The sequence below is a fragment of the Actinomadura madurae genome (assembly GCF_047130825.1).
Taxonomy (GTDB): domain Bacteria; phylum Actinomycetota; class Actinomycetes; order Streptosporangiales; family Streptosporangiaceae; genus Spirillospora; species Spirillospora madurae.
The window spans coordinates 4,689,956-4,709,522 of the sequence record NZ_CP083237.1; the positions used below are offsets into that span (position 1 = coordinate 4,689,956).

Here is a 19,567-nt window from a genome sequence, read left to right on the forward strand (position 1 = left end):
GCACCCGCCGAGACTCGCCATCGAGGGATTTTTGCCGATCCAGTGCGTGCGGCCGGAAAGTCATCCTCGAAATGAGGCTACTCGGGAGAGAAGCGGACCGCGGACGCGGGAAGTGCCACATTCGGCCAGACCCGGGCGCCGTTGAGCAGTTCGTTGCCGGGCCCCACGGTGGCGCCGTCACCGATGACGCAGTCCTCCAGGACGGCGCCGGAGCAGACGCGGGCGCCATGGCCGATCACGGAGCGGAGCACGTGGGCGTCCTGCTCGATGACGGCGCCGTCGAACAGGACGCTGGACTCCACGCGGGTGTCCGGGCCGATCCTCGCCCCCGCGCCGACGGCGGTGCCGCCGCCGACCAGGGCGCTGGGCGCGACCGCGGCGTCCTCGATCAACAGGACGCCGTGCTCGTTCGCCGTCACGACCGGGGAGGGCATGGTGCCGAGGACGAGATCGGTGACGCCCCGGACGAACGCCGCGGGCGTGCCCACGTCCAGCCAGTACGCGGCTTCGACGTAGCCGCAGATCGCCTCGCCGGAAGCGAGCAGTTCGGGGAAGGTCTCGTACTCGGCCGACACGACCCGTCCCGCCGGGATGCGGTCGATCACCGAGCGGCGGAAGATGTAGCAGCCGGCGTTGACCTGGTTGGTCGGGGGGTTCGGCGACTTCTCCACGAAGTCGAGCACTCGACCGTCCGGCGATGTCGGCACCGAGCCGTACCGGCGGGCGTCGTCCACCAGGGTCAAGTGCAGGGTGACCGCGGCGTTGCCCTTCTCATGCGCCGTGATCTGAGCGGAGATGTCGTGCCCCGAAAGGATGTCGCCGTTGAGGACGAGAACGGGGCTGTCATCATCGCAGGTCAAGGCGGCTGAAGCGTTGCGGATGGCGCCCGCCGTGCCGAGGGGCTCGTTCTCGGTCGCGTAGACGATCTCCATGCCGAGGCGCGCGCCGTCACCGAACGCTTCGGCGAACATCTCGGCGCGGTAGGACGTCGCGAACACGATGCGGGTGACACCCGCGTTGCGCGCGCGCGTCAACTGGTGCTCCAGCAGCGGCACCCCGGCCGTCGGCAGGAGCGGCTTTGGGGTGGAGATGGTCAGGGGGCGCAGGCGGGTGCCCTGGCCGCCGACCAGAAGGATCGCTTCCACTCGGTTCCTTTCTCCACCACGGCCCGGTGGGAGCGAGCCTAGTGGCTGCGAGGCGCGGCGTACTGGTCCACTGCGCGCTGGTAGGAGGCCAGGTGCGCCTCGGCGGAGGCCTGCCAGGAGAACTTCTGCGAGCGGGCGTGGGCCGCCTCGGCCAGTTCGGCGCGGCGGGGCGGATCGTCCATCAGGGCGGTGAGGGCGTCGGCGATGCCGGCCGGGTCGGGCTCGGTGTATTCGACCGCGTCGCCGCCGACCTCCGGGAGGGGGCCGCGGTGGGTGGTGAGGACGGGCGCGCCGCAGGACATCGCCTCCAGGACCGGCAGCCCGAAGCCCTCGCCGCGGCTCGGGAGGGCGACGACCAGGGCGCCGCCGAAGAAGCCGGGCAGCGCCGACCAGGGCAGGTAGCCGGGGCGCAGGACGCGCAGCTCCAAGGGGACGGTGGCGAGGGCGGCGTCGACCTCGTCGTCCCAGCCGCCCCCGCCCGCGAGGACGAGCGCCGGGGCTTCCGGGCGGTCGGCACAGGCCTGCACCCAGCCGCGGATCAGGCTCGGGACGTTCTTGCGCGGCTCCAGCGCCCCCAGATACGCCACGTAGGGACGGCCGTGCAGGCCGAGGCGGTCGGAGACGTGCTTGATCTCCGCCTCGGACGGCCGGTGGAACACCTCGTGGTCGACGCCGTGGTAGGCCACGTCGATGTGGGACGGGTCGGCGCCGAGGATGCGGACCAGCTCGTCGCGGGTCGCGCGGGACGGCGCGATCAGCCGGGTCGCGCGGCGGGCGGCGGACCGCGTCGCCGACTTGATGTAGGACGTGCGCACCGGGTCGTGCAGCTCCGGCTCGGCGAACAGCGTCACGTCGTGGATCGTGACCACGGTGGGCAGGCCCACGCCCACGGGCATCGTGTAGGTGGGCAGGTGGATGACGTCCGCGCCGACGCGTTCGGCCACGTGCGGCAGGCCCGACTGCTCCCAGGCGAGACGGGTGGCGCGGTGCGACAGCGTCGCCGGGCCGGCCACCACCTGGGCGCCCGGGACGAGACCCTCGTACCGTTTCGCGTCCGCGCGCTGGCACGCGACGGCGAGATCGGCGCCCTGCGCGTGCAGGGCGCACAGCAACCCATCGACGTACCGTCCGAGCCCGCCGCGGTCGGCCGGCACGGCGGTGGCGTCAAGCAGAATCCGAGGCGCCACGGTCCACTCCCCCATCCAGCGCGGTGGCGTAGATCACTTTTTACTCTTCGAGCCTACGCCCGCCGGGCGCACGCCCGCCGGATCCGGTTCCACGCGATTCACGGTGAGGGCCCTCCCCACCTACCTACCTCTTACGCGCGCGCACGAGAACGATGCTGCCCCGCTCGTTCGGCGCCTTGCGGTCGGCCAGCGCGACGAGCGGCGTCAGCGGCGCCGCCGCGTTGAAGCCGACCTTGCCGCCGTAGGTGGACAGCGACAGGTACAGGCGCTCGGTCGCTGCGGTCCGGAACTGGTAGCTGTGCTGGACGAGGTCGAGGCCCCGCTCGTCCATCAGCTTGCGCAGGCTGTCATGCGTGTACGTGTGCTGGACGTGGTACTTGGCCTTGTGCGCGTCCCGCAGCTTCGGCCACGTGTCGGCGCGGCTCAGCACGTCGGCGGACATGAAGATCTCACCGCCGGGCTTCAGCACTCGCGCCATCTCGTCCAGCGACTTCCCGCCGTCGTCGAAGTGCTCGATCGCGCAGACCGACAGGATCGCGTCGAACGCGCCGTCCGCGAACGGGAGCCGGAGCGCGTCGCACTCGATCAGCGCGGGCGCGTGCGCGAGCGTCCGGCCGTAGACCATCTTCCCGCGGGCGAGGTCGATCGACACCGCCTCGGCCCCGCGCCTGCGCGCCCGGCCGGCCCAGTAGCCGTCGCCGCCGGCGACGTCGAGGACCCGCTTGCCGCGCAGGTCGCTTCCCATCCAACCGAGCAGCGTCCCCGCCTCGCGGTACCGGCACACGTGCACCTGGTGCCCCATGAAGGCGACCACATCCGAAATCTTCATCGCACCCCAACTCTAGGCCGCCCGGACGGCTGCGACGCCACGTTCGCCTACGCTGGGCGCGTGAAGATGAAGGTCGTCGCCGTCCGGGCACTGCGCGTGTTCCTGGTACTGCTCGCGCTGGCGTTCTGCGGCTACAGCGTGGCGTCGCAGTGGGACGCGACGGTGGACGCGTTCCGGCAGATGTCGTGGGCCGCGCTCGCCGGCGCGCTCGCCGCGGGCCTGGCGGGGCTCTTCGTCTGGATGCTCGGGTGGCGGGAGTTCCTCGGCGGGCTCGGCTCGCCGCTGCCGGTCCGGGCGATCTTCCGGATCTCCGGCATCTCCCAGCTCGGCAAGTACGTGCCGGGCAAGGTGTGGGCGCTGGTCACGCAGATCGAGATGACGCGCGAGCACAAGGTGCCGCCGGAGCGCAGCTTCGGGTCGACGATGCTGGCGGTCGCGACGTCCACGTCCTGCGGGCTGGCCGTCGCCGCGGTGACCCTGCCGCTGACGTCCGAGGCGGCGCGCGACCGGTACTGGTACCTGTTCCCGCTGGCGCCGGTCCTGCTGGCGCTGCTGCATCCGAGGGTCGTGACGTGGGCGCTCGGCGTGATGCTCTCGCTCATCCGGCGGCCCCCGCTGGAGCACCCGGTGAGCCTCGGCGTCACCCTGCGGGCCATCGGCTGGACGGTCCTCGGCTGGGCGCTGTTCGGCGTCCACACCTGGCTGCTGTGCATGGCCGTGGGCGGCGATGGCACGGGCCTGCCGTTCGTCGCGACCGGGGCGTACGCGCTGGCGTTCGTCGCGGGCTTCCTGGTCTTCATCGCGCCGGGCGGCATCGGGGCGCGGGAGGCGGCGCTGACGGTGGTCCTCACGCCGGTGCTGCCGGCGGGCGCGCCGGTCGTGGTCGCGATCGCGTCCCGGGTGCTGCTGACCGCCGCCGATCTGATCAACGCGGGGGTGGCGCTCCTGCTCGGGCGTACGGCGCCCGCCGCCGGGAATGAACCGCCGTCCAAGGAGCTTGTGACGGGTACACAGCCTACGAAGGAGGGACCGTGACGGCCCCGATCACCGTGACCGACGCGACGTTCGCGGACGAGGTCCTCAACAGCGACACCCCGGTGCTGGTCGACTTCTGGGCCGACTGGTGCGGGCCGTGCCGCATGATCGCTCCGGTGCTGGAGCAGATCGCCGAGGAGCAGGACGGCAAGATCAAGATCGCGAAGCTCGACTACGACGCGAACCCGGAGACGCCGAACAAGTACGGCGTGATGGGCCTGCCGACCCTGCTGCTCCTCAAGAACGGCGAGGTCGTGGAGCAGATCGTCGGCGCCAAGCCCAAGCGGGCCCTGCTCAAGGTGCTCGAACCGCACCTGTGAGCGCGTCGCCGGTGAGGATGTCCAGATAGGCGGCCCAGACCGGGCCGTGGTCGACCGGGCGGACGCCGGAGCGCAGGCGCTCCGGCTCCCCCGGCTCAAAGAAGCGGCGGACGGCGGCGGCGAGCGACGCCGCGTCGTCCGGCGCGCAGATCAGGCCGTCCACGCCGTCGCGGATCTGCTCGGCGAACCCGCCCACGTCCGTGGCGATCACCGGCAGGCCGTGCTCGTAGGCCATCCACACGTTCTGCGACGAGGTCGCCGACCGGTAGGGCATCACGAGCGCGTCGGCGGCGGCGAACAGCCCGGGGATGTCGGCGGCCGGGACGTACCCGGGCCTCAGCTCCACCCGCGACGCCAGGTCCAGTGACCCGATCAGCTCGCGGGTCTCGTCCAGGCCGCCCCAGAACTCGCCCGCGACGGTGAGCCCGACGTCGCCGGGGCCTTCCGCCAGGGCGCGCAGGAGGACGTCCAGCCCCTTGTACGGGCGGACGATCCCGAAGAACAGCAGGCGCCGGCGCACCTTCTCGTCGCCGGGCGCCGCGGTGCCGGCCGACGGCAGATGCGCGGCCATCTCGGCGACGCGCACCGGGCGGCGGGTGAGCGTCCGCGCCAGGTCCGCCTGCGCCTCGGTGTGGACGAGGACGCCGTCCACCCTCCGCAGCAGCCGCCTCATCAGCGGCTCGTCATAGGCCTTGCGCTCGTGCGGCAGCACGTTGTGGCACAGCGCCACCACCCTGCTTTTCGAGGGGGGACGACCCCCCACACCCCCCGGGACCTTCTTGGTGTCGCGTCCTAGGCCGGCGAGAATCCCCAGGTAGGACGGGACCTGGACGGTGCTCAGCACCACCAGGACGACCAGGTCGGACGAGCGCAGCGCGCGGCCGGTGCGCCACCAGCCGTCCGGGCGCCGCCAGTCGAGGCGGCGCCGCGTGCCGGGGAACGGCTCCCCCTCCGGCTCGGAGATCGTCTGCTGCCCCGGGTACAGGAAGGACGGGTACTGGGCCCGCCACGACTCGATGACGACGTCGTGCCCGGCCGCCGCCAGCCGGTGCGCCAGCTCGGTCGTGTGCCGGGCGCCGCCGCCCTTGTACGGGAACGCCGGCCCGACGATCGCGATCCGCATGCCGCTAGACGTCGCCGCGCGATCGGACGATCAGGTCGGCGAGCAGCGCCAGCGACGCGATGATCAACCCGGTCACGAAGATCATGATGGTGTTGTTGGCGAAGTAGCCGAAGTGCACCACCATGTCGAACACGCCCTTGAGCAGCCCGATGACGATCAGCCACAGCGCGGGCGGCATCAGCACCTTGAGCGGGTTGAAGTACATCACCATCCGCAGCACCTGAAGGATGTAGCGGTAGGCGTCCTTGGTGAAGTGGAACTTCGACTTGCCGGCCCGCTTGGCGTAGTCGATCGGCATGTACCGGACCGGGTGCTGGTTCGACAGGAACGCGATCGTGATCGTGGTGACGCAGGAGAACCCGGGCGGCAGCAGCCGCAGGTAGGGCAGCGACACCTCGCGGCGGAACGCGCGCAGCCCCGAGTTCAGGTCGGGGATCTTGGTGTTGGTGAGCCGCTCGGCGACCTTGCGGATGAACCACTTGGCGGGCACCCGCAGCGCCTTGTGCGTCCCCTCCTCCGACGTGCGCGCCCCGACGACCTGGTCGATGGCCGGGTCGGTGTCGAGGACGTCGACCAGCTCGGGGATCCGCTCGTTCGGGTAGGACATGTCGGCGTCGGTCCACACCACGATCTCGCCGCGCGCCTGCTGCGAGCCGATCCGCCGGACGGTGCCCGACCCGCTGTTGTGCTGGAAGGCCAGGATCCGCATGTTCGGGAACCGCGGCTCCGCCTCGCGCAGCCGGGCGAGCGTCTCGTCGGTCGAGCAGTCGTCGACGGCCAGCAGCTCGTAGGTCTTGCCGCTGGCGTCCATCGCCTTGCAGATGCGCTCGACCTCGTCGAGCACGTGGTCCTGCTCGTTGTAGCAGGGCAGGACGATCGTGACGTGGACCGGCCCGGACGGCGGTTCCACGGCCTGGGGAACGGCCGCGGGCGCGGGCGCGGGATCCGGCGGCGGCTCGGGCGCGTGCGTGGGCCTCGGCTCGGCAGACTGGGTGCTCACGCAGCGCGAGGATACTCGCACCCGCGCACCGGGGAGGCATCTACGGCCGGGCGGGCTCGGCGATCCAGACGTCCATGGACAGGCCCCACGTCCCGCCGGGGGGCTCGGTGAGGGTGCGCCCGTCCTGCCGGGTCCGCACGTGCAGGACCCGGCGCGGCGGCCCGTACCGGGCGACCTGCTCCCGCGTCGCCGCCATGATCACCGGAGTCCGGCCGGCGGCCCGTACCCTGCCGGCGACGCGCTCGACGTCGCCGGGCGTGGTCGCGCCGCCGGTGCGCGCGGCGGGCAGCCCGCACATCCCCCGCACGACCTGGAGGAACCGGTCGGCGGTGGACTGCTCGACCATCACCACCGAGGCGCGCGGGTCCAGCTCGCGGCACATGCCGTCGACGGCCGCGACCTCGTGCTGCTCGGTGCGGGTCACCAGGAAGCCGCCGGAGGTGATGAGGACCGGCACGAGCATCAGCGCGACGCCGGCGACGGTGCCCGCCCGCACCACCGCCGGGCCGTACCCGAGCCGCCGGACGCGCTTGACCGTCCACGCGCACGCGAACACGGTGAACAGCAGCAGCCCGGGGATGACCAGGCCGATCAGCCGGCGGGACGCCCACGGATGGTCGGGCGTGATCCCGGGCCGGACCAGCACCTGCGCGGTGGTCCAGACGATCATCGTGTAGGGCAGCAGCCACTCCGGGGACCGCCCGCGCAGCAGCCGCCGCACCAGCAGCCCCGCGCCCAGGGTGGCGAACAGCAGCGCGGGGATGCCGATGTACCAGCCGACCCAGTAGAGGGACAGCTCGGAGTACTGGCGGGTGCCGTCCAGCGGGAGGTGCTGGATCTTCTGGATCGTCTCGATGAACCGGACGTTCATCTCGTCGTCCTTCGTCGCCGGCACGCGCCGGACGGTCTGCACGAGCGGCCGGACGGCGAAGCCCGCCATGACGACCACGGTGAGGACCGCGGCGGCCCCCGGCACCCGGCCGCGGGCGACCGACGCGCCCGCCCAGCGCAGCCACGCGCCCGTCCCGCCCCGGCGGAGCAGCACGACCATGGCCGCCGTGGCGACGATCACCGCGGCGGTGATCGCCAGTAGGGGCTTCAGGGAGGAGCCCAGGTAGGAGAGGTACGGCCTGGACAGCACGACCCCCTCGACCAGCCCGGCGCCCGCCCCGAGCACCAGGCCGCCCGCCGTCCAGTACCCGGCCGGCCGCCGGTGCGCGACGAGGAGGCCGGCGAACGCCAGGACCGGCAGGACGTCCCGCAGCCCGTCGATGCGGACGAGCACGATCAGCCCGAGCACGGCCCCGGCGAGGAACGCCTTCGCGTCGGCGGCCCGCCCCTCCTCCCGCCGGACGTCGTCCATCAGCGACAGGCCGCCCAGGAGCAGCACGAGCGCGGGCAGCTCGCTGAAGGTGCTGCGGGAGACGTAGAGCATCGGCAGCGTCAGCGCGAGCAGCAGCGCCCCGGCGGGCGCCCAGCGCGGTCCGACGAGGCGCGCCACCAGCCCGGCGAACGACAGCACGCAGCACGCGCCGAGCAGGGGCGCCATGAGCAGCATCCCGTGGGTGCCGCCGATCCATCCGGCGGGCGCCAGCACCAGCGGCAGCCCCGCCATGAACTGCGGGACGACGGCGCCGTCGTGCTGGTAGAAGGCGGGGCTCTGGAAGTGCAGCGCGGCGTCCGGGCCGCCGAAGGCCGCCTCCCGCGTCGGGATCGGCAGGGACCCGTGCTCCGCCAGCCAGGTCGCGAACTGGACGTAGGACGCGGGGTCGCGGCGGACGACGATCTGCTCCGCGCACATGACCGCCTGGAGCACCAGGAACGCGGCCGTGATCGCGAAGACCGCCCACGCCGGCCACCGCTGCGCCGCGTGCGCACTCCCTGGGCGACCCTCGCGGGCGGGACGGGCGGCGGCGGGACGGGAGCGCAGGCCCGTCCACAGCAGCAGTGCCGCGACCGGCACGAACAGCGCGACCGCCGGCGCCGGACGGAACACCCCCGCGAGGAGCAGCGGCAGCGACACCGCCAGCCAGGCCGCGACGAGGAGCGCCGGAGCCACGGTGGCCCGGGCGAGCAGCCGGCCCGCGTTCATAGTCCCCGCCCCATGCTCGCTCGCGTGAGTTCCGTCATCCACCCGTGCGGAGCGTAGCGGCACCGGCGAGGTGCCGCCGCACGGGCGATCATGCGCGCCTACGCTCGGACCCATGAGCGCACATGACGGCGGGGCGGCCACGCCCGCGGAGCTGCTGCGGCGGCGGGTCGGCGACGACCCCTCCCGGCCGCTGATCACGTTCTACGACGACGCGCGCGGCGAACGCGTCGAGCTGTCCGCGCGGACGTTCGACAACTGGGTGTCCAAGACGGCGAACTTCCTCGTGGACGGGCTCGCGGCCGAGCCGGGGACCCGCGTCGTCCTCGTCCTGCCGCCGCACTGGCAGACGGCGGTGTGGCTGATGGCCTGCTGGTCGGCCGGGCTGGTCGCCGAGCCGCTCGACCCGGACGCGGTCCGGTGGGGCGGGGCCGAACGCGGCAGGGCCGAACCGATCGCGGGATCGGCGCCGTACATAGTGGCGGCGGCGCAGGAGGTGCTGGACGAGGTGACGGCGGACGACGTGCTCGCGGGCGGGGCCGAGGAGATCGTGGGGCTCTCGCTGCACGCGCTGGGCGGCCCGCTCGCCGCGTGCCCGCCCGGGGTGACCGACTACGCCGCCGAGGTCCGCGCCTACGGGGACCGGTTCACGCCTGGGCCGGAGGTGACACCGGAGACGCCTGCGATGAATGTGACAAAGGCCACATTCACCGCGGGGGAGCTGGTGACCGCGGCCCGCGAGGCCGCCGCGAAATGGGAGCTGGACGCCCGCGACCGGCTTCTGGTTGACATGTCGTTCGCCACACTCGACGGGGTACTGACCGGCCTTCTCGCACCACTAGCCTCAGGTGCTTCCGTCATAATCCAACGAAACTTTGACAAAGCCACCCTAGATCGTCGCCTGACCGTGGAGCATGTGACGGTGGTGGCCGGTCCGCCCGGACCGAATGACGAATCCGGGTCCCCGTACCGGCTCCCCTGACCTACGCTCTCCCTTGCCCCAGTCCCGTCACCGACCCCTGAAAGCGGTCCAACCCCGTGGGGGGCCGACCCCACACCCCCGGGAACCGCCCAGACCCCCGGACCTCGGAGCCGATGAACAGCAACCCGATGTACATGGAGTACGTCGACGACGCCGACCCGCAGTCGGCGCCTCGACGCGGCTGGCGCATCCTCGGTTGGGTGTGCATCGGACTGTCGGCGGTCATGGTGGTGGGCTCTCTCACCGCCTACGGCCTGTACCGCAAGGCGTTCGGCAACATCTCCCACGAGGACGTCAACGCGCAGCTCGGGCCCAACCGGCCGAAGAAGCTGAACAACGCGATGAACATCCTCCTGCTCGGGTCCGACACCCGCGCGGGGGCCAACGCCAAGTACGGCCGGCAGCTGAAGAACGAGGCGCCGCGCTCGGACACGATGATCCTGCTGCACCTGTCGCCCGGCGGCGGGCAGGCGATGGGCATCAGCTTCCCGCGCGACCTGATGGTCCGGATGCCGTCCTGCAAGAGCCGCAACGGCGGGGTGATCCCGGCGCAGTCCCGCGCGCAGATCAACTCCGCGTTCACCAACGGCGGCGCGGCCTGCGTCATCAAGACGATCGAGAGCCTCTCCAACATCCGGATCGACCACTTCATGCAGGTCGACTTCAACGGCTTCAAGACCATCACCAAGGCGGTCGGCGGCGTCCCGGTGTGCCTGTCGAAGAGCGTCAACGACCCGAAGTCCGGCCTCCGGCTGAGCAAGGGCACGCACGAGATCAGCGGAGAGACGGCGCTGGCGTACGTGCGCGTCCGGCACGGCCTCGGCGACGGCTCCGACACCGACCGCATCAAGCGCCAGCAGAAGTTCATGGGCGCCCTCGCCGCCAAGGCGATGAGCGCGGGCGTGCTGAGCAACCCGCGCAAGCTCTACACGCTGATGAACGCGGTCACCAAGTCGCTCACCACCGACAAGGAGCTGAAGCCGCAGGTCATGATGGACATCGCCCAGGAGATGCAGGGCATGACCTCCGGCAAGCTGCGGTTCGTGACCGTCCCGTCCGGGCCCGACCCGGCCGACCCGAACCGGGTGGCGCTCACCGACGCGGCCACGCCGTTCTTCGCGGCCGTCCGCAACGACAAGACGGTGCCGAAGGAGCCCAAGCCGGGCGCCTCGAAGATCCCGCCGAGCCAGGTGCGGGTGCGGGTCTACAACGGCAGCGGCATCGACGGCCAGGCCGGCCGGGTGGCCGACGACCTGGAGTCGCAGGGCTTCCAGGTCACGGTCGGCGGGAACGCGCCCGCCCCCGCCTCCGCCACGAAGGTGCTGTACGGTGCCGGCGCCGACCAGCAGGCCCGGACCCTGACCGCGCTGATCCCGAGCGCCCCGCAGCCGACGGCGCGCACCTCGGGCGGCACGCCGGGCGTCGTCGACCTCGTGGTCGGGCGGAACTGGACGAACCTCAAGAGTTCCGGCGGCGGCATTCCGAAGCAGCAGGGCGAGATCCGCGCAAGTGACGACATCTGCAAGGGAACCTGACCGGGCAGCCGTATGACCTACACCACCAGGCCCAGTGGGGGCGAGACGGCACAGCGGACCGATCCAACGGCGTTCGGCGACCCGGGCGTGCCGCCCGCGGAGGCGATCCCCCCAGAGACGGTGCCTCCAGAGACGGTGCCCTCCGCGGCGGAGGCGCCCGGCGTCGCCGTCGCGGGAGCGGCCGCGGCTCCCGGCACCGCGACGGCTCCCGGCACCGCGACGGCTCCGGCCACCACGCCGGCGCCGCGGCCCGCCAAGAAGCGCGACCCGTTCTTCGACAACGCCAAGTACTTCGCGATCCTGCTGGTGGTGGCGGGGCACTCCCTGGCCAACCTGCTGAACGTCCCGCTGGCCAAGGGCCTGTACATCTTCATCTACATGTTCCACATGCCGCTGTTCATCGTGATCACCGGCTACTTCTCGCGGAACTGGACGTTCGCCGGCGGCAAGGCGCGCAAGCTCATCACCAACGTCGGCGTGCCGTACGTGGTGTTCGAGGTCGCCTATTCGCTGTACGACTGGCTCGCCGGGCGCAACGAGCTGGAGATCAGCCTGCTGAACCCGTACTACCTGACGTGGTTCCTGTGCGCGCTGTTCATGTGGCGGCTGTCCACCCCGGTCTGGCAGCAGATCCGCTGGCCGCTCGCCGTCGCGCTGGTGTTCGCGCTGCTGTCGTACATGAGCGACATCGGCGGCACGTTCGACATCCACCGGGTGCTCGGGCTGCTCCCGTTCTACGTCCTCGGCCTCTGCCTGAAGCCGGTGCACTTCGAGCTGCTGAAGAAGCCGATCGCGCGGCCGATCGGGGCCGTGGTGCTCGCCGCCGGCCTCGCCGGGACGTACCTGGTCATGAACCACATGTCGCGCAACTGGATCTACTGGAAGCACGCGCACGAGGACCTCGGGGTCGGCAACTTCGCCGGGACGCTGATGCGGCTCGCGATGTTCGCCTTCGCGATCGTGTGCGTCGCCGCGTTCCTCAGCCTGATCCCGCGCCGGGAGCACTGGTTCACCCACCTCGGCGCCTACACGCTGTACGCCTACCTGCTGCACGGGTTCGTCACCCGCCTCCTGAACTTCACCGGCTGGTGGGGCGCCGACTGGATGCACACCCCGCCCGGGGTGATCATCGTGATCGTCGGCGCCCTGGTGGTCGGTACGTTCCTGTGTTCCAAGCCCGTCGTCCGGACGATGAGCTGGGCACTGGAGCCGAAGATGACCTGGGTGTTCACCCCCCTGCGACGGCCCGCACGCTCCCGCTAGGGCCAGCCCCGGAGCTATGACCGACATCCTCCCGACCCCGCATCCCGCCACCGGCGGCGCACCCTCCGTCCCGGGCGGTGCGACCGCCCCGGGCGGCACGTCCCCGGCCATCGCGCCGGACGTCAGGACGCCCGCCGGCGAGCCGGCCACGCCCCCGCCCGCTCCCGCGCCCAAGCAGCGGGACGCCTACTTCGACAACGCCAAGTTCTTCACGGCCATCCTGGTCGTGCTCGGCCACGTGTGGGCGCAACTCGGCGACAGCAACGCGGTGGACGCCGCCTACGTCGTCCTGTACGCCTTCCATATGCCGGTCTTCGTCTTCATCTCCGGCTACTTCTCGCGCGGGTTCATGCGGTCGACGGACAAGTTCCGCAGCATTTTCCCGACCCTTGTCGTTCCCTATGTGATATTCATCCTGCTTTACCGGGCGCAATTGATATTCATCAACGACGTCGACTTCCGGTTGAGCGAGATCTTCCGGCCGCATTTCCTGATGTGGTTCCTCGTGGCGCTGGTCCTGTGGCGGCTGAGCGCCCCGCTCTGGGGCCACCTGCGCCACCCCGTGGCGATCTCCGTCGCGCTGAGCCTGGTCGCGGGCAGCTGGGCGTTCACCGCCGACTCGACGGTCAGCCGGGCGGCCGGGCTGCTGCCGCTGTTCGTCCTCGGGCTGACGATCAAGCCCGAGCACGTGCGCCGGCTGCGCGCCGGATGGGCGCGCTGGGCGGGGCTCGCCGTGCTCGCCGCGGCGCTGCCCGTCGCCTACGTCTGGCGGCTCGGCGACGTCGTCCCCAGGATCGACACGGGTTTCCTGTACTGGAACAAGGGCTACGCGGACTTGGGGTTCGGCGCCGCGGAGGGAATGACCTGGCGTCTCGTGACGCTGGCGTTCGCCGTCCTGCTCGGCGCCGCGTTCCTCGCCTGCGTCCCGCGCGGGCGCGCCTGGTACACCGAGATGGGCACCCGGACGATGTACGTGTACCTGCTCCACGGGCTCATCGTGAAGACGTTCGACTACACCGGCATGCTGGACAAGCCGTTCCTGCACGAACCGCTCGGCATCGTCGCGGTCACGCTCGCCTGCGTGGCGCTCGGCGTCGTCCTCGCCACCGCGCCCGTCCAGCGGCTCACGCGGTGGGCCGTGGAGCCCGACGCGCGGTGGTTGCTCAAGCCCGCCCATGGGCGGACATAAGATTCAACGGCGATCTGCGGGTATAGTCCAGATTCACCGAGTAGCTGATTGGTCTACGCGTGAGCTCTGATCACCACGTCTCCCTGAGCATCATCGTGCCCGTGCACAAAGTGCAGGGGTACATCCGGCAATGTATGGACTCGATCCTCGACCCGGATCTGCCCAACCTCGAGGTCATCGCGGTCGACGACCACTCACCGGACGGCTGCGGCGAGATTCTGGACGAGTTCGCCGAGCGGGACTCGCGCGTCAAGGTGCGGCACCTCACCGAGAACGTCGGGCTCGGGCACGCCCGCAACGTCGGCCTCGACATGGCGACCGGCGACTACGTCTGGTTCTTCGACAGCGACGACTACGCGACCGAGGGCGCCGTCCGCGCCATCTGCGACCGGCTCGCCGAGACCCGCCCCGACGTGCTCGTCTTCGACTACGCCCGCTCCTACTGGAACGGCAAGGTCAAGCGCAGCATCATCAACCACCTGTTCCGCGAGCCGCCGGCGCCGGACGTGTTCACGCTGGCCGAGCGGCAGAGCGTGCTCGAGATGATGATGACGGCGTGGAACAAGGCGATCCGCCGGGAGTTCCTGCTCGACCTCGGGCTGCGGTTCAGCGGCGGCTACTACGAGGACGTCAACGTCACCTACCCGATCCTGATGGCCGCCGAGCGGCTCAGCCTGCTGGACCGGGTCTGCTACATCTACCGGCAGCGCCGCCGCGGCGCGATCACCAAGACGACCGGCGCCAAGCACTTCGACGCGTTCGCGCAGTACGACCGCATCTTCGAGTTCATGGACGCGATGGGGCCGGAGGCCGACCAGTTCCGGCCGCTGATGTTCAGCCGGACGATCTGGCACCTGCTCGTCATCATCGAGCGCGGCGACCGCGTCCACGAGTCGGAGAACGAGCGGTTCTTCGCCGAGATGTCGAAGACCTACAACCGGTACGAGCCGCCCGGGTACGTCCCGCCGGACCCGGAGGACAAGCCGTACCTCGCCGAGAAGCACCGGCTGATCAAGGCGAACGACTACCGGGGCTTCCAGCGCGTCCGCGCCGCCGAGGCCCGCGACAAGGCGAAGCGCAAGGCCACCAAGAGCGCCCGCATCCGCAGGCGCGGCGTGCTGCTCGGCAAGGAGCTGGCCAAGGAGCGCTACTACCACATGCAGCGGCGCCTCCCCATCGACGAGAACCTCGCCGTGTTCGCCGCGTACTGGTACCGCGGGTACGCCTGCAACCCCGCGGCGATCTACGAGAAGGTCCGCGAGCTGGCCCCGCACATCACCCCGGTGTGGGCGGTGAAGCCGGGGGCGCGCAAGACCATGCCGGAGGGCGTCGACTACGTCGTCGCCGGGTCCGCCGAGTACTACCGGACGCTGGCCCGCGCGAAGTACTTCGTCAACAACGTGAACTTCCCCGACAACTACGTGAAGCGGCCGGGGCAGGTGCACATGATGACGCAGCACGGCACGCCGCTGAAGAAGATGGGCCTCGACCAGATGGAGTACCCGGTCGGCGCCAACGACATGGACTTCAAGGCCCTCATCACCCGGTCCGACCGCTGGGACTACCTCGTGTCGTCCAACCCGCTGTCGACCGAGGCGTGGGAGCGCGGGTTCCCGTGCGACTACGAGATGCTGGAGATCGGCTACCCGCGCAACGACCGGCTCGTGCGGACCACCGAGGAAGAGCGCACCCGGATGCGCGCCGAGCTGGGCGTCCCGGGCAACGCGACCGCGATCCTGTACGCGCCGACGCACCGCGACTACCAGCGCCGCTACAGCCCGATGTTCGACATCGGGCGGGTCATGGACCGGCTCGGCGAGGGGCACGTGCTGCTGCTGCGGGCGCACTACTACTACAAGATCAAGAACTTGGCGGCGGACATGGGCTGGCCGGAGGGCCGGGTCATCGACGTCTCCAAGCACCCGTCCGTCGAGGACCTCATGATCGCCTCGGACGCGCTGCTCACCGACTACTCCTCGGTGATGTTCGACTACGCCAACCTCGACCGGCCGATCGTGATCTACGCCAACGACTGGGAGACCTACAAGCTCACCCGCGGCGTCAACTTCGACCTGACGGCCACGCCGCCCGGGGTCGTCGCCGCGACGGAGGCCGAGCTGGTCGACGCGTTCGTGTCCCGGGCGGCCTGGAGCGACGCCGCGGCGAAGAACCTCGCGAACTTCCGCGCCCGGTTCTGCCCGTGGGACGACGGCAACGCCGCCGAGCGCGCCGTCCGGCGGATGTTCCTCGGGGAGAAAATCCCGAATCCTCCGCACCAGCCCCCATCGTCGCCCGCGCCGCAGTAGCATCCGGCGCACACCCCCTCACGCTCCCAGGCGCCCGCCCGCCGCGTGAAGTACCGACAGGCCCGCCGGCATCGCCGCGGGCCCTGGCCAAGTGAACAAAGGAGTGGGTCGCTTGTCCGTCAGCAGGATCAGCGTGATCGTGCTCGCGCACGGAGCCGGAGAGTCTCTGGACGGCACCCTCGCGTCCCTCGCCGCCCAGACGCACCCGGACCTCGCCGTGCTCGTGATGGACGACGGCACCGGCGCGACCGCCGAGACCGCCGTCCCCGACGACCGGTTCCGGATCGTCCGGCAGGGCGCGCTCAGCCGGGGCGCCGCGCGCAACCTCGGCGTCGCCGAGAGCGACGGCGAGTTCCTGCTGTTCGTCAACGGCGGCGACGAGTTCCCCGCCGACGCGGTGGCGACGCTGGGCGCGGCGCTGGAGGCGTCTGGCTCGGACATCGCGCTCGGCCGCGAGGCCGTGCACCGGTGGACGGGGCAGGTGCACGCGTGGCGGCCCGTCAGGGCGTCCCTCGACCCGGTCACCGGGACGGACGTGCGGCGCACCCCCGACCTCGTCGCCGAGCGCAGGATCTCCGGCAAGCTGTTCCGCCGGTCCTTCTGGACGGCCCGCGGGCTGGAGTTCCCCGATCTCGGTCGGTACGACGACCTGCCGGTCGTGCTCCAGGCGCTGCACCTCGCGCAGGGCGTCGACGTGCTGCCCGACGTCGTCCTGCACCGGCGGCGCGAGCCGTTCCCCGCGACCACGGAGGCGCAGGAGATCGCGGACGGGTTCGGCGCCGTCACGCTCGCCACCGGCTGGCTCGGCGAGCACGGCCACACCCGGTCGCTGCGGCGCGTGCGGCTGCTCGCGACCGGCGACGAGCTGCGGGTGTTCCTGGACGCGCTGCCGGACGTGCCCGCCGAGGAACGCGACCAGGTCGTCGCGCAGGCGGCGGCGTACGCGTCCGGGCTGCCCGCGAAGCTGCTCGGCGAGGTGCCCGCGCTGACCCGGCTGAAGTGGCATCTCGCCACCACGGGCCGCACGACGGAGCTGGTGAAGGTCGTCCGGTACGAGCGCGGGAAGGCGTCGCCGTCGATCGTCCGCGACCCGCTGCGCCGGTACGTCGTCTACCCGTACTGGAAGGACGCCAAGCTCGACATCCCCCGCGAGGTCTACCGGGCCCGCGACGAGGTGCGGCTGCGGGGCCGGGTGCACGCGGTGAGCTGGTCGGGCGACACGCTCACCGTCACCGGCGAGGCCTACATCAACTCGGTCAGCATGCGGCGCCGCTGGACGTCGGTGAAGACGATGACGCTGCGGTCCGGCGACCGGAAGATCGTCGCGCGGGCGCGGCAGACGCCGAAGCCCGGCAAGAAGTCGGGCTGGTCGGGGTTCGAGTTCACCTTCGACGCGAACCGGCTCCGCGACCACGGGCGCTGGGAGGAGGGCACCTGGAGCGTCGACGCGTCCGTGCTGAACGCGGGGGTGTTCCGGCAGGGCCCGCTGCGCGGCGGCAGCTCCGGCAGCGGCGCCCACCCGCCGTACCACTACGTCGCCGACGACGTGCGCGTCGTCCCGCGGATCGAGGACGGCCGCCTCGTCATCAAGGTCGAGAGGGTCACAGCGCGCGCCACCGCGCTGCGCTGGGAGGACAACGCGCTGGCCGTCGAGGTGGCCGCGGAGGGCCCGGCGCCCGCGGAGCTGGAGCTGGCGCTCGGCGACGACCGCGTCCGGGTGCCGGTCACCGCGGCCGAGGGCGGGTTCACCGCCCGGATCGACCCGGCGGACCTGGAAGGGTCCCCGATGCCGGCCGAGCAGATCGACGACACCCGCGACTGGACGGCCTCCGTCGCGGGCCGCCCCCTCGTCCTCGCCGAGGGCGTCGACGACGCCGAGCGCACGTTCGGCCCGCTGGAGGTGAGCGCGGGCCGCGGCCCGAGCGGCTACCTGCGGGTGCGGCGCACCACCGTCCGGCTCGCCGTCGACGACTGCGTCTGGCGGCCGGACGGCACGCTGGCGCTGACCGCGACGCACCCCGCCCACGACGGCGGGCAGATCGTGCTGCGCGGCCGGGGCCGCCGCAAGGAGCACGCGTTCGACCTCGTCGCCGACCCGTCGTCGGGCGTGCTGCGCGCCGAGGTGCCGGTCGCGGCCGTGCCGGGCGTCGCGGGCGTCCTGCCGCTGCGCCCCGGCCGCTGGGACGTGCTGTTCCGCCCGCAGGGCGGCCGGGCGCTGACCGTCCGGCTGTCGGGGCCGGCGCAGCAGGGCCTGCCGGAGCCGCTGGAGGTCGCGCGCCGCGGGTACGCGCTGGAGTCCCGGGACGGGCGGCTCGCCGTCGCGGTGACCGGCGACGTCTCCGCGGAGGAGAGGAGCGCCGGCGCCAAGTACAGGGAGGAGGCGCGCCGCCGCGTCGACCGCGACGGCCTGCGCGACGCGGTCGTGTTCTCCTGCTTCAGCGGGCGGCAGTACTCCGACAGCCCGAAGGCCGTCCACCAGGAGCTGCTGCGCCGCGGCATGGACCTGGAGCAGCTGTGGGTGGTCAACGACGCGCAGGTGGAGCTGCCGAGCACGCTGAAGGCCGTGCGGCTCAACGGCCGCGAGTGGAACGAGGCGCTCGCCACGTCCCGCTACATCGTGACCAACCACCGGCTGGGCGACGCGTTCCGGCGGCACCCCGACCAGGTCGTCCTGCAGACGTGGCACGGCACCCCGCTGAAGAAGATCGGCAGCGACATCAAGGAGGTGCACTTCGCGTACGCGCCCGGCATGAAGAAGGCGCTGCAGGCGAAGTCCGCCGGGCCGTCCGTGCCCGAGTGGAGCCACCTGCTGTCCCCGAACCCGTTCAGCACGGAGATCTTCCGCCGGGCGTTCGCGTTCAAGGGCGAGATGCTGGAGGTCGGCTACCCGCGCAACGACCTGATGCACAGCCCCGAGGCGGACGCGGTCGCCAAGCAGGTCAAGGAGCGGCTCCGCATCCCCGAGGACAAGCGGGTCGTGCTGTACGCGCCGACATGGCGCGACGACCAGTACTACAGCCGCGGCCGCTACAAGTTCGACATGCGGCTCGACCTGGAGCGCGCCCGCGCCGCGCTCGGCGACGACCACGTCCTGCTCGTCCGGCTGCACACCAACGTCGTGGACGGCGTCACCGAGGACGAGCACGGCTTCGTCCGGGACGTGTCGCTGTACCCCGACATCACCGAGCTGTACCTGATCTCCGACATGATGATCAGCGACTACTCGTCGGTGATGTTCGACTACGCCAACACCGGCCGGCCCATGCTGTTCTTCACCTACGACCTGGCCGACTACCGGGACCGGCTGCGCGGCTTCTACTTCGACTTCGAGGCCGAGTCGCCGGGCCCGCTGGTGGAGACCTCCGACGACCTGATCGAGGCGATCCGCGACGTCGAGTCCGCCACGGCCGGGCACCGGGACCGCTACAAGGCCTTCGTCGACCGCTTCTGCCCGCTCGACGACGGCAGGGCCGCGGCCCGCACCGTCGACCGGGTCTTCGACGCGACCGGTTGAGGCCAGTGGGACCGAACACGCGCGAGAGCATCGCGGGGGCGTTGGTAGGC

Annotated in this window: 14 protein-coding genes; 8 read left to right on the forward strand and 6 right to left on the reverse strand. The window is 71.6% G+C overall.

Annotated features, from left to right (window positions below):
- Nucleotides 1-77 precede the first annotated feature (77 nt).
- The 3 genes from K8Z49_RS21105 to K8Z49_RS21115 form a co-directional block, all read right to left on the reverse strand.
- Nucleotides 78-1,145: a sugar phosphate nucleotidyltransferase gene (locus K8Z49_RS21105; protein ID WP_075020707.1), complete on the reverse strand. Its 1,068-nt coding sequence runs from the start codon at nt 1,143-1,145 to the stop codon at nt 78-80.
- A 38-nt stretch (nt 1,146-1,183) separates the two neighbouring features.
- A complete protein-coding gene (locus tag K8Z49_RS21110) occupies nt 1,184-2,332 on the reverse strand; it encodes a glycosyltransferase family 4 protein (protein WP_024934315.1) in 1,149 nt (382 codons plus the stop codon).
- Nucleotides 2,333-2,456: 124 nt separating this feature from the next.
- Nucleotides 2,457-3,161, reverse strand: coding sequence for a class I SAM-dependent methyltransferase (locus K8Z49_RS21115; protein ID WP_024934314.1), 705 nt, complete (start codon nt 3,159-3,161; stop codon nt 2,457-2,459).
- A gap of 66 nt (nt 3,162-3,227) precedes the next feature.
- Here K8Z49_RS21115 and K8Z49_RS21120 point away from each other — a divergent pair, with 66 nt between their 5' ends.
- The gene (locus K8Z49_RS21120) at nt 3,228-4,196 is read left to right on the forward strand and encodes a lysylphosphatidylglycerol synthase domain-containing protein (protein WP_033330243.1); all 969 of its coding nucleotides are present in this window, start codon (nt 3,228-3,230) and stop codon (nt 4,194-4,196) included.
- On the forward strand, nt 4,193-4,516 hold the full coding sequence (trxA, locus tag K8Z49_RS21125) for a thioredoxin (RefSeq protein ID WP_021594357.1): 324 nt from the start codon (nt 4,193-4,195) through the stop codon (nt 4,514-4,516). The genes K8Z49_RS21120 and trxA overlap by 4 nt, the downstream gene beginning before the upstream one ends.
- On the opposite strand, the gene K8Z49_RS21130 is transcribed toward trxA, so the two are convergent.
- From K8Z49_RS21130 to K8Z49_RS21140, 3 genes are all read right to left on the reverse strand, one after another.
- Nucleotides 4,491-5,639 (reverse strand): glycosyltransferase family 4 protein, encoded by a 1,149-nt coding sequence (locus K8Z49_RS21130; protein WP_412520420.1) that lies wholly within the window; start codon nt 5,637-5,639, stop codon nt 4,491-4,493. The two genes, trxA and K8Z49_RS21130, sit on opposite strands and share 26 nt — an antisense overlap.
- A gap of 4 nt (nt 5,640-5,643) precedes the next feature.
- Nucleotides 5,644-6,549: a glycosyltransferase family 2 protein gene (locus tag K8Z49_RS21135; protein WP_021594359.1), complete on the reverse strand. Its 906-nt coding sequence runs from the start codon at nt 6,547-6,549 to the stop codon at nt 5,644-5,646.
- A gap of 130 nt (nt 6,550-6,679) precedes the next feature.
- Nucleotides 6,680-8,773, reverse strand: coding sequence for a hypothetical protein (locus K8Z49_RS21140; RefSeq protein ID WP_412520422.1), 2,094 nt, complete (start codon nt 8,771-8,773; stop codon nt 6,680-6,682).
- A gap of 70 nt (nt 8,774-8,843) precedes the next feature.
- Here K8Z49_RS21140 and K8Z49_RS21145 point away from each other — a divergent pair, with 70 nt between their 5' ends.
- The 6 genes from K8Z49_RS21145 (at nt 8,844) to K8Z49_RS21170 (ending at nt 19,517) form a co-directional block, all read left to right on the forward strand.
- Nucleotides 8,844-9,710, forward strand: coding sequence for a TIGR03089 family protein (locus K8Z49_RS21145; protein ID WP_412520424.1), 867 nt, complete (start codon nt 8,844-8,846; stop codon nt 9,708-9,710).
- A 113-nt stretch (nt 9,711-9,823) separates the two neighbouring features.
- Complete coding sequence (locus tag K8Z49_RS21150; RefSeq protein ID WP_412520426.1) at nt 9,824-11,245, forward strand: LCP family protein; 1,422 nt, start codon at nt 9,824-9,826, stop codon at nt 11,243-11,245.
- Nucleotides 11,246-11,257: 12 nt separating this feature from the next.
- Nucleotides 11,258-12,508, forward strand: coding sequence for an acyltransferase family protein (locus tag K8Z49_RS21155; protein WP_412520428.1), 1,251 nt, complete (start codon nt 11,258-11,260; stop codon nt 12,506-12,508).
- Between the two features lie 16 nt (nt 12,509-12,524).
- The gene (locus tag K8Z49_RS21160) at nt 12,525-13,697 is read left to right on the forward strand and encodes an acyltransferase family protein (protein ID WP_021594364.1); all 1,173 of its coding nucleotides are present in this window, start codon (nt 12,525-12,527) and stop codon (nt 13,695-13,697) included.
- Nucleotides 13,698-13,792: 95 nt separating this feature from the next.
- Nucleotides 13,793-16,003, forward strand: coding sequence for a CDP-glycerol glycerophosphotransferase family protein (locus tag K8Z49_RS21165; RefSeq protein ID WP_412521111.1), 2,211 nt, complete (start codon nt 13,793-13,795; stop codon nt 16,001-16,003).
- A gap of 112 nt (nt 16,004-16,115) precedes the next feature.
- Complete coding sequence (locus K8Z49_RS21170; protein ID WP_412520430.1) at nt 16,116-19,517, forward strand: CDP-glycerol glycerophosphotransferase family protein; 3,402 nt, start codon at nt 16,116-16,118, stop codon at nt 19,515-19,517.
- Nucleotides 19,518-19,567: the final 50 nt, after the last annotated feature.

Coding starts and splice junctions, on each gene's coding strand:
- K8Z49_RS21115 (WP_024934314.1), bottom strand. CDS start 3,161: ATGAAGATTTCGGATGTGGTCGCCTTCATGGGGCACCAGGTGCACGTG.
- K8Z49_RS21120 (WP_033330243.1), top strand. CDS start 3,228: ATGAAGGTCGTCGCCGTCCGGGCACTGCGCGTGTTCCTGGTACTGCTC.
- K8Z49_RS21130 (WP_412520420.1), bottom strand. CDS start 5,639: ATGCGGATCGCGATCGTCGGGCCGGCGTTCCCGTACAAGGGCGGCGGC.
- K8Z49_RS21145 (WP_412520424.1), top strand. CDS start 8,844: ATGAGCGCACATGACGGCGGGGCGGCCACGCCCGCGGAGCTGCTGCGG.
- K8Z49_RS21150 (WP_412520426.1), top strand. CDS start 9,824: ATGAACAGCAACCCGATGTACATGGAGTACGTCGACGACGCCGACCCG.
- K8Z49_RS21155 (WP_412520428.1), top strand. CDS start 11,258: ATGACCTACACCACCAGGCCCAGTGGGGGCGAGACGGCACAGCGGACC.
- K8Z49_RS21160 (WP_021594364.1), top strand. CDS start 12,525: ATGACCGACATCCTCCCGACCCCGCATCCCGCCACCGGCGGCGCACCC.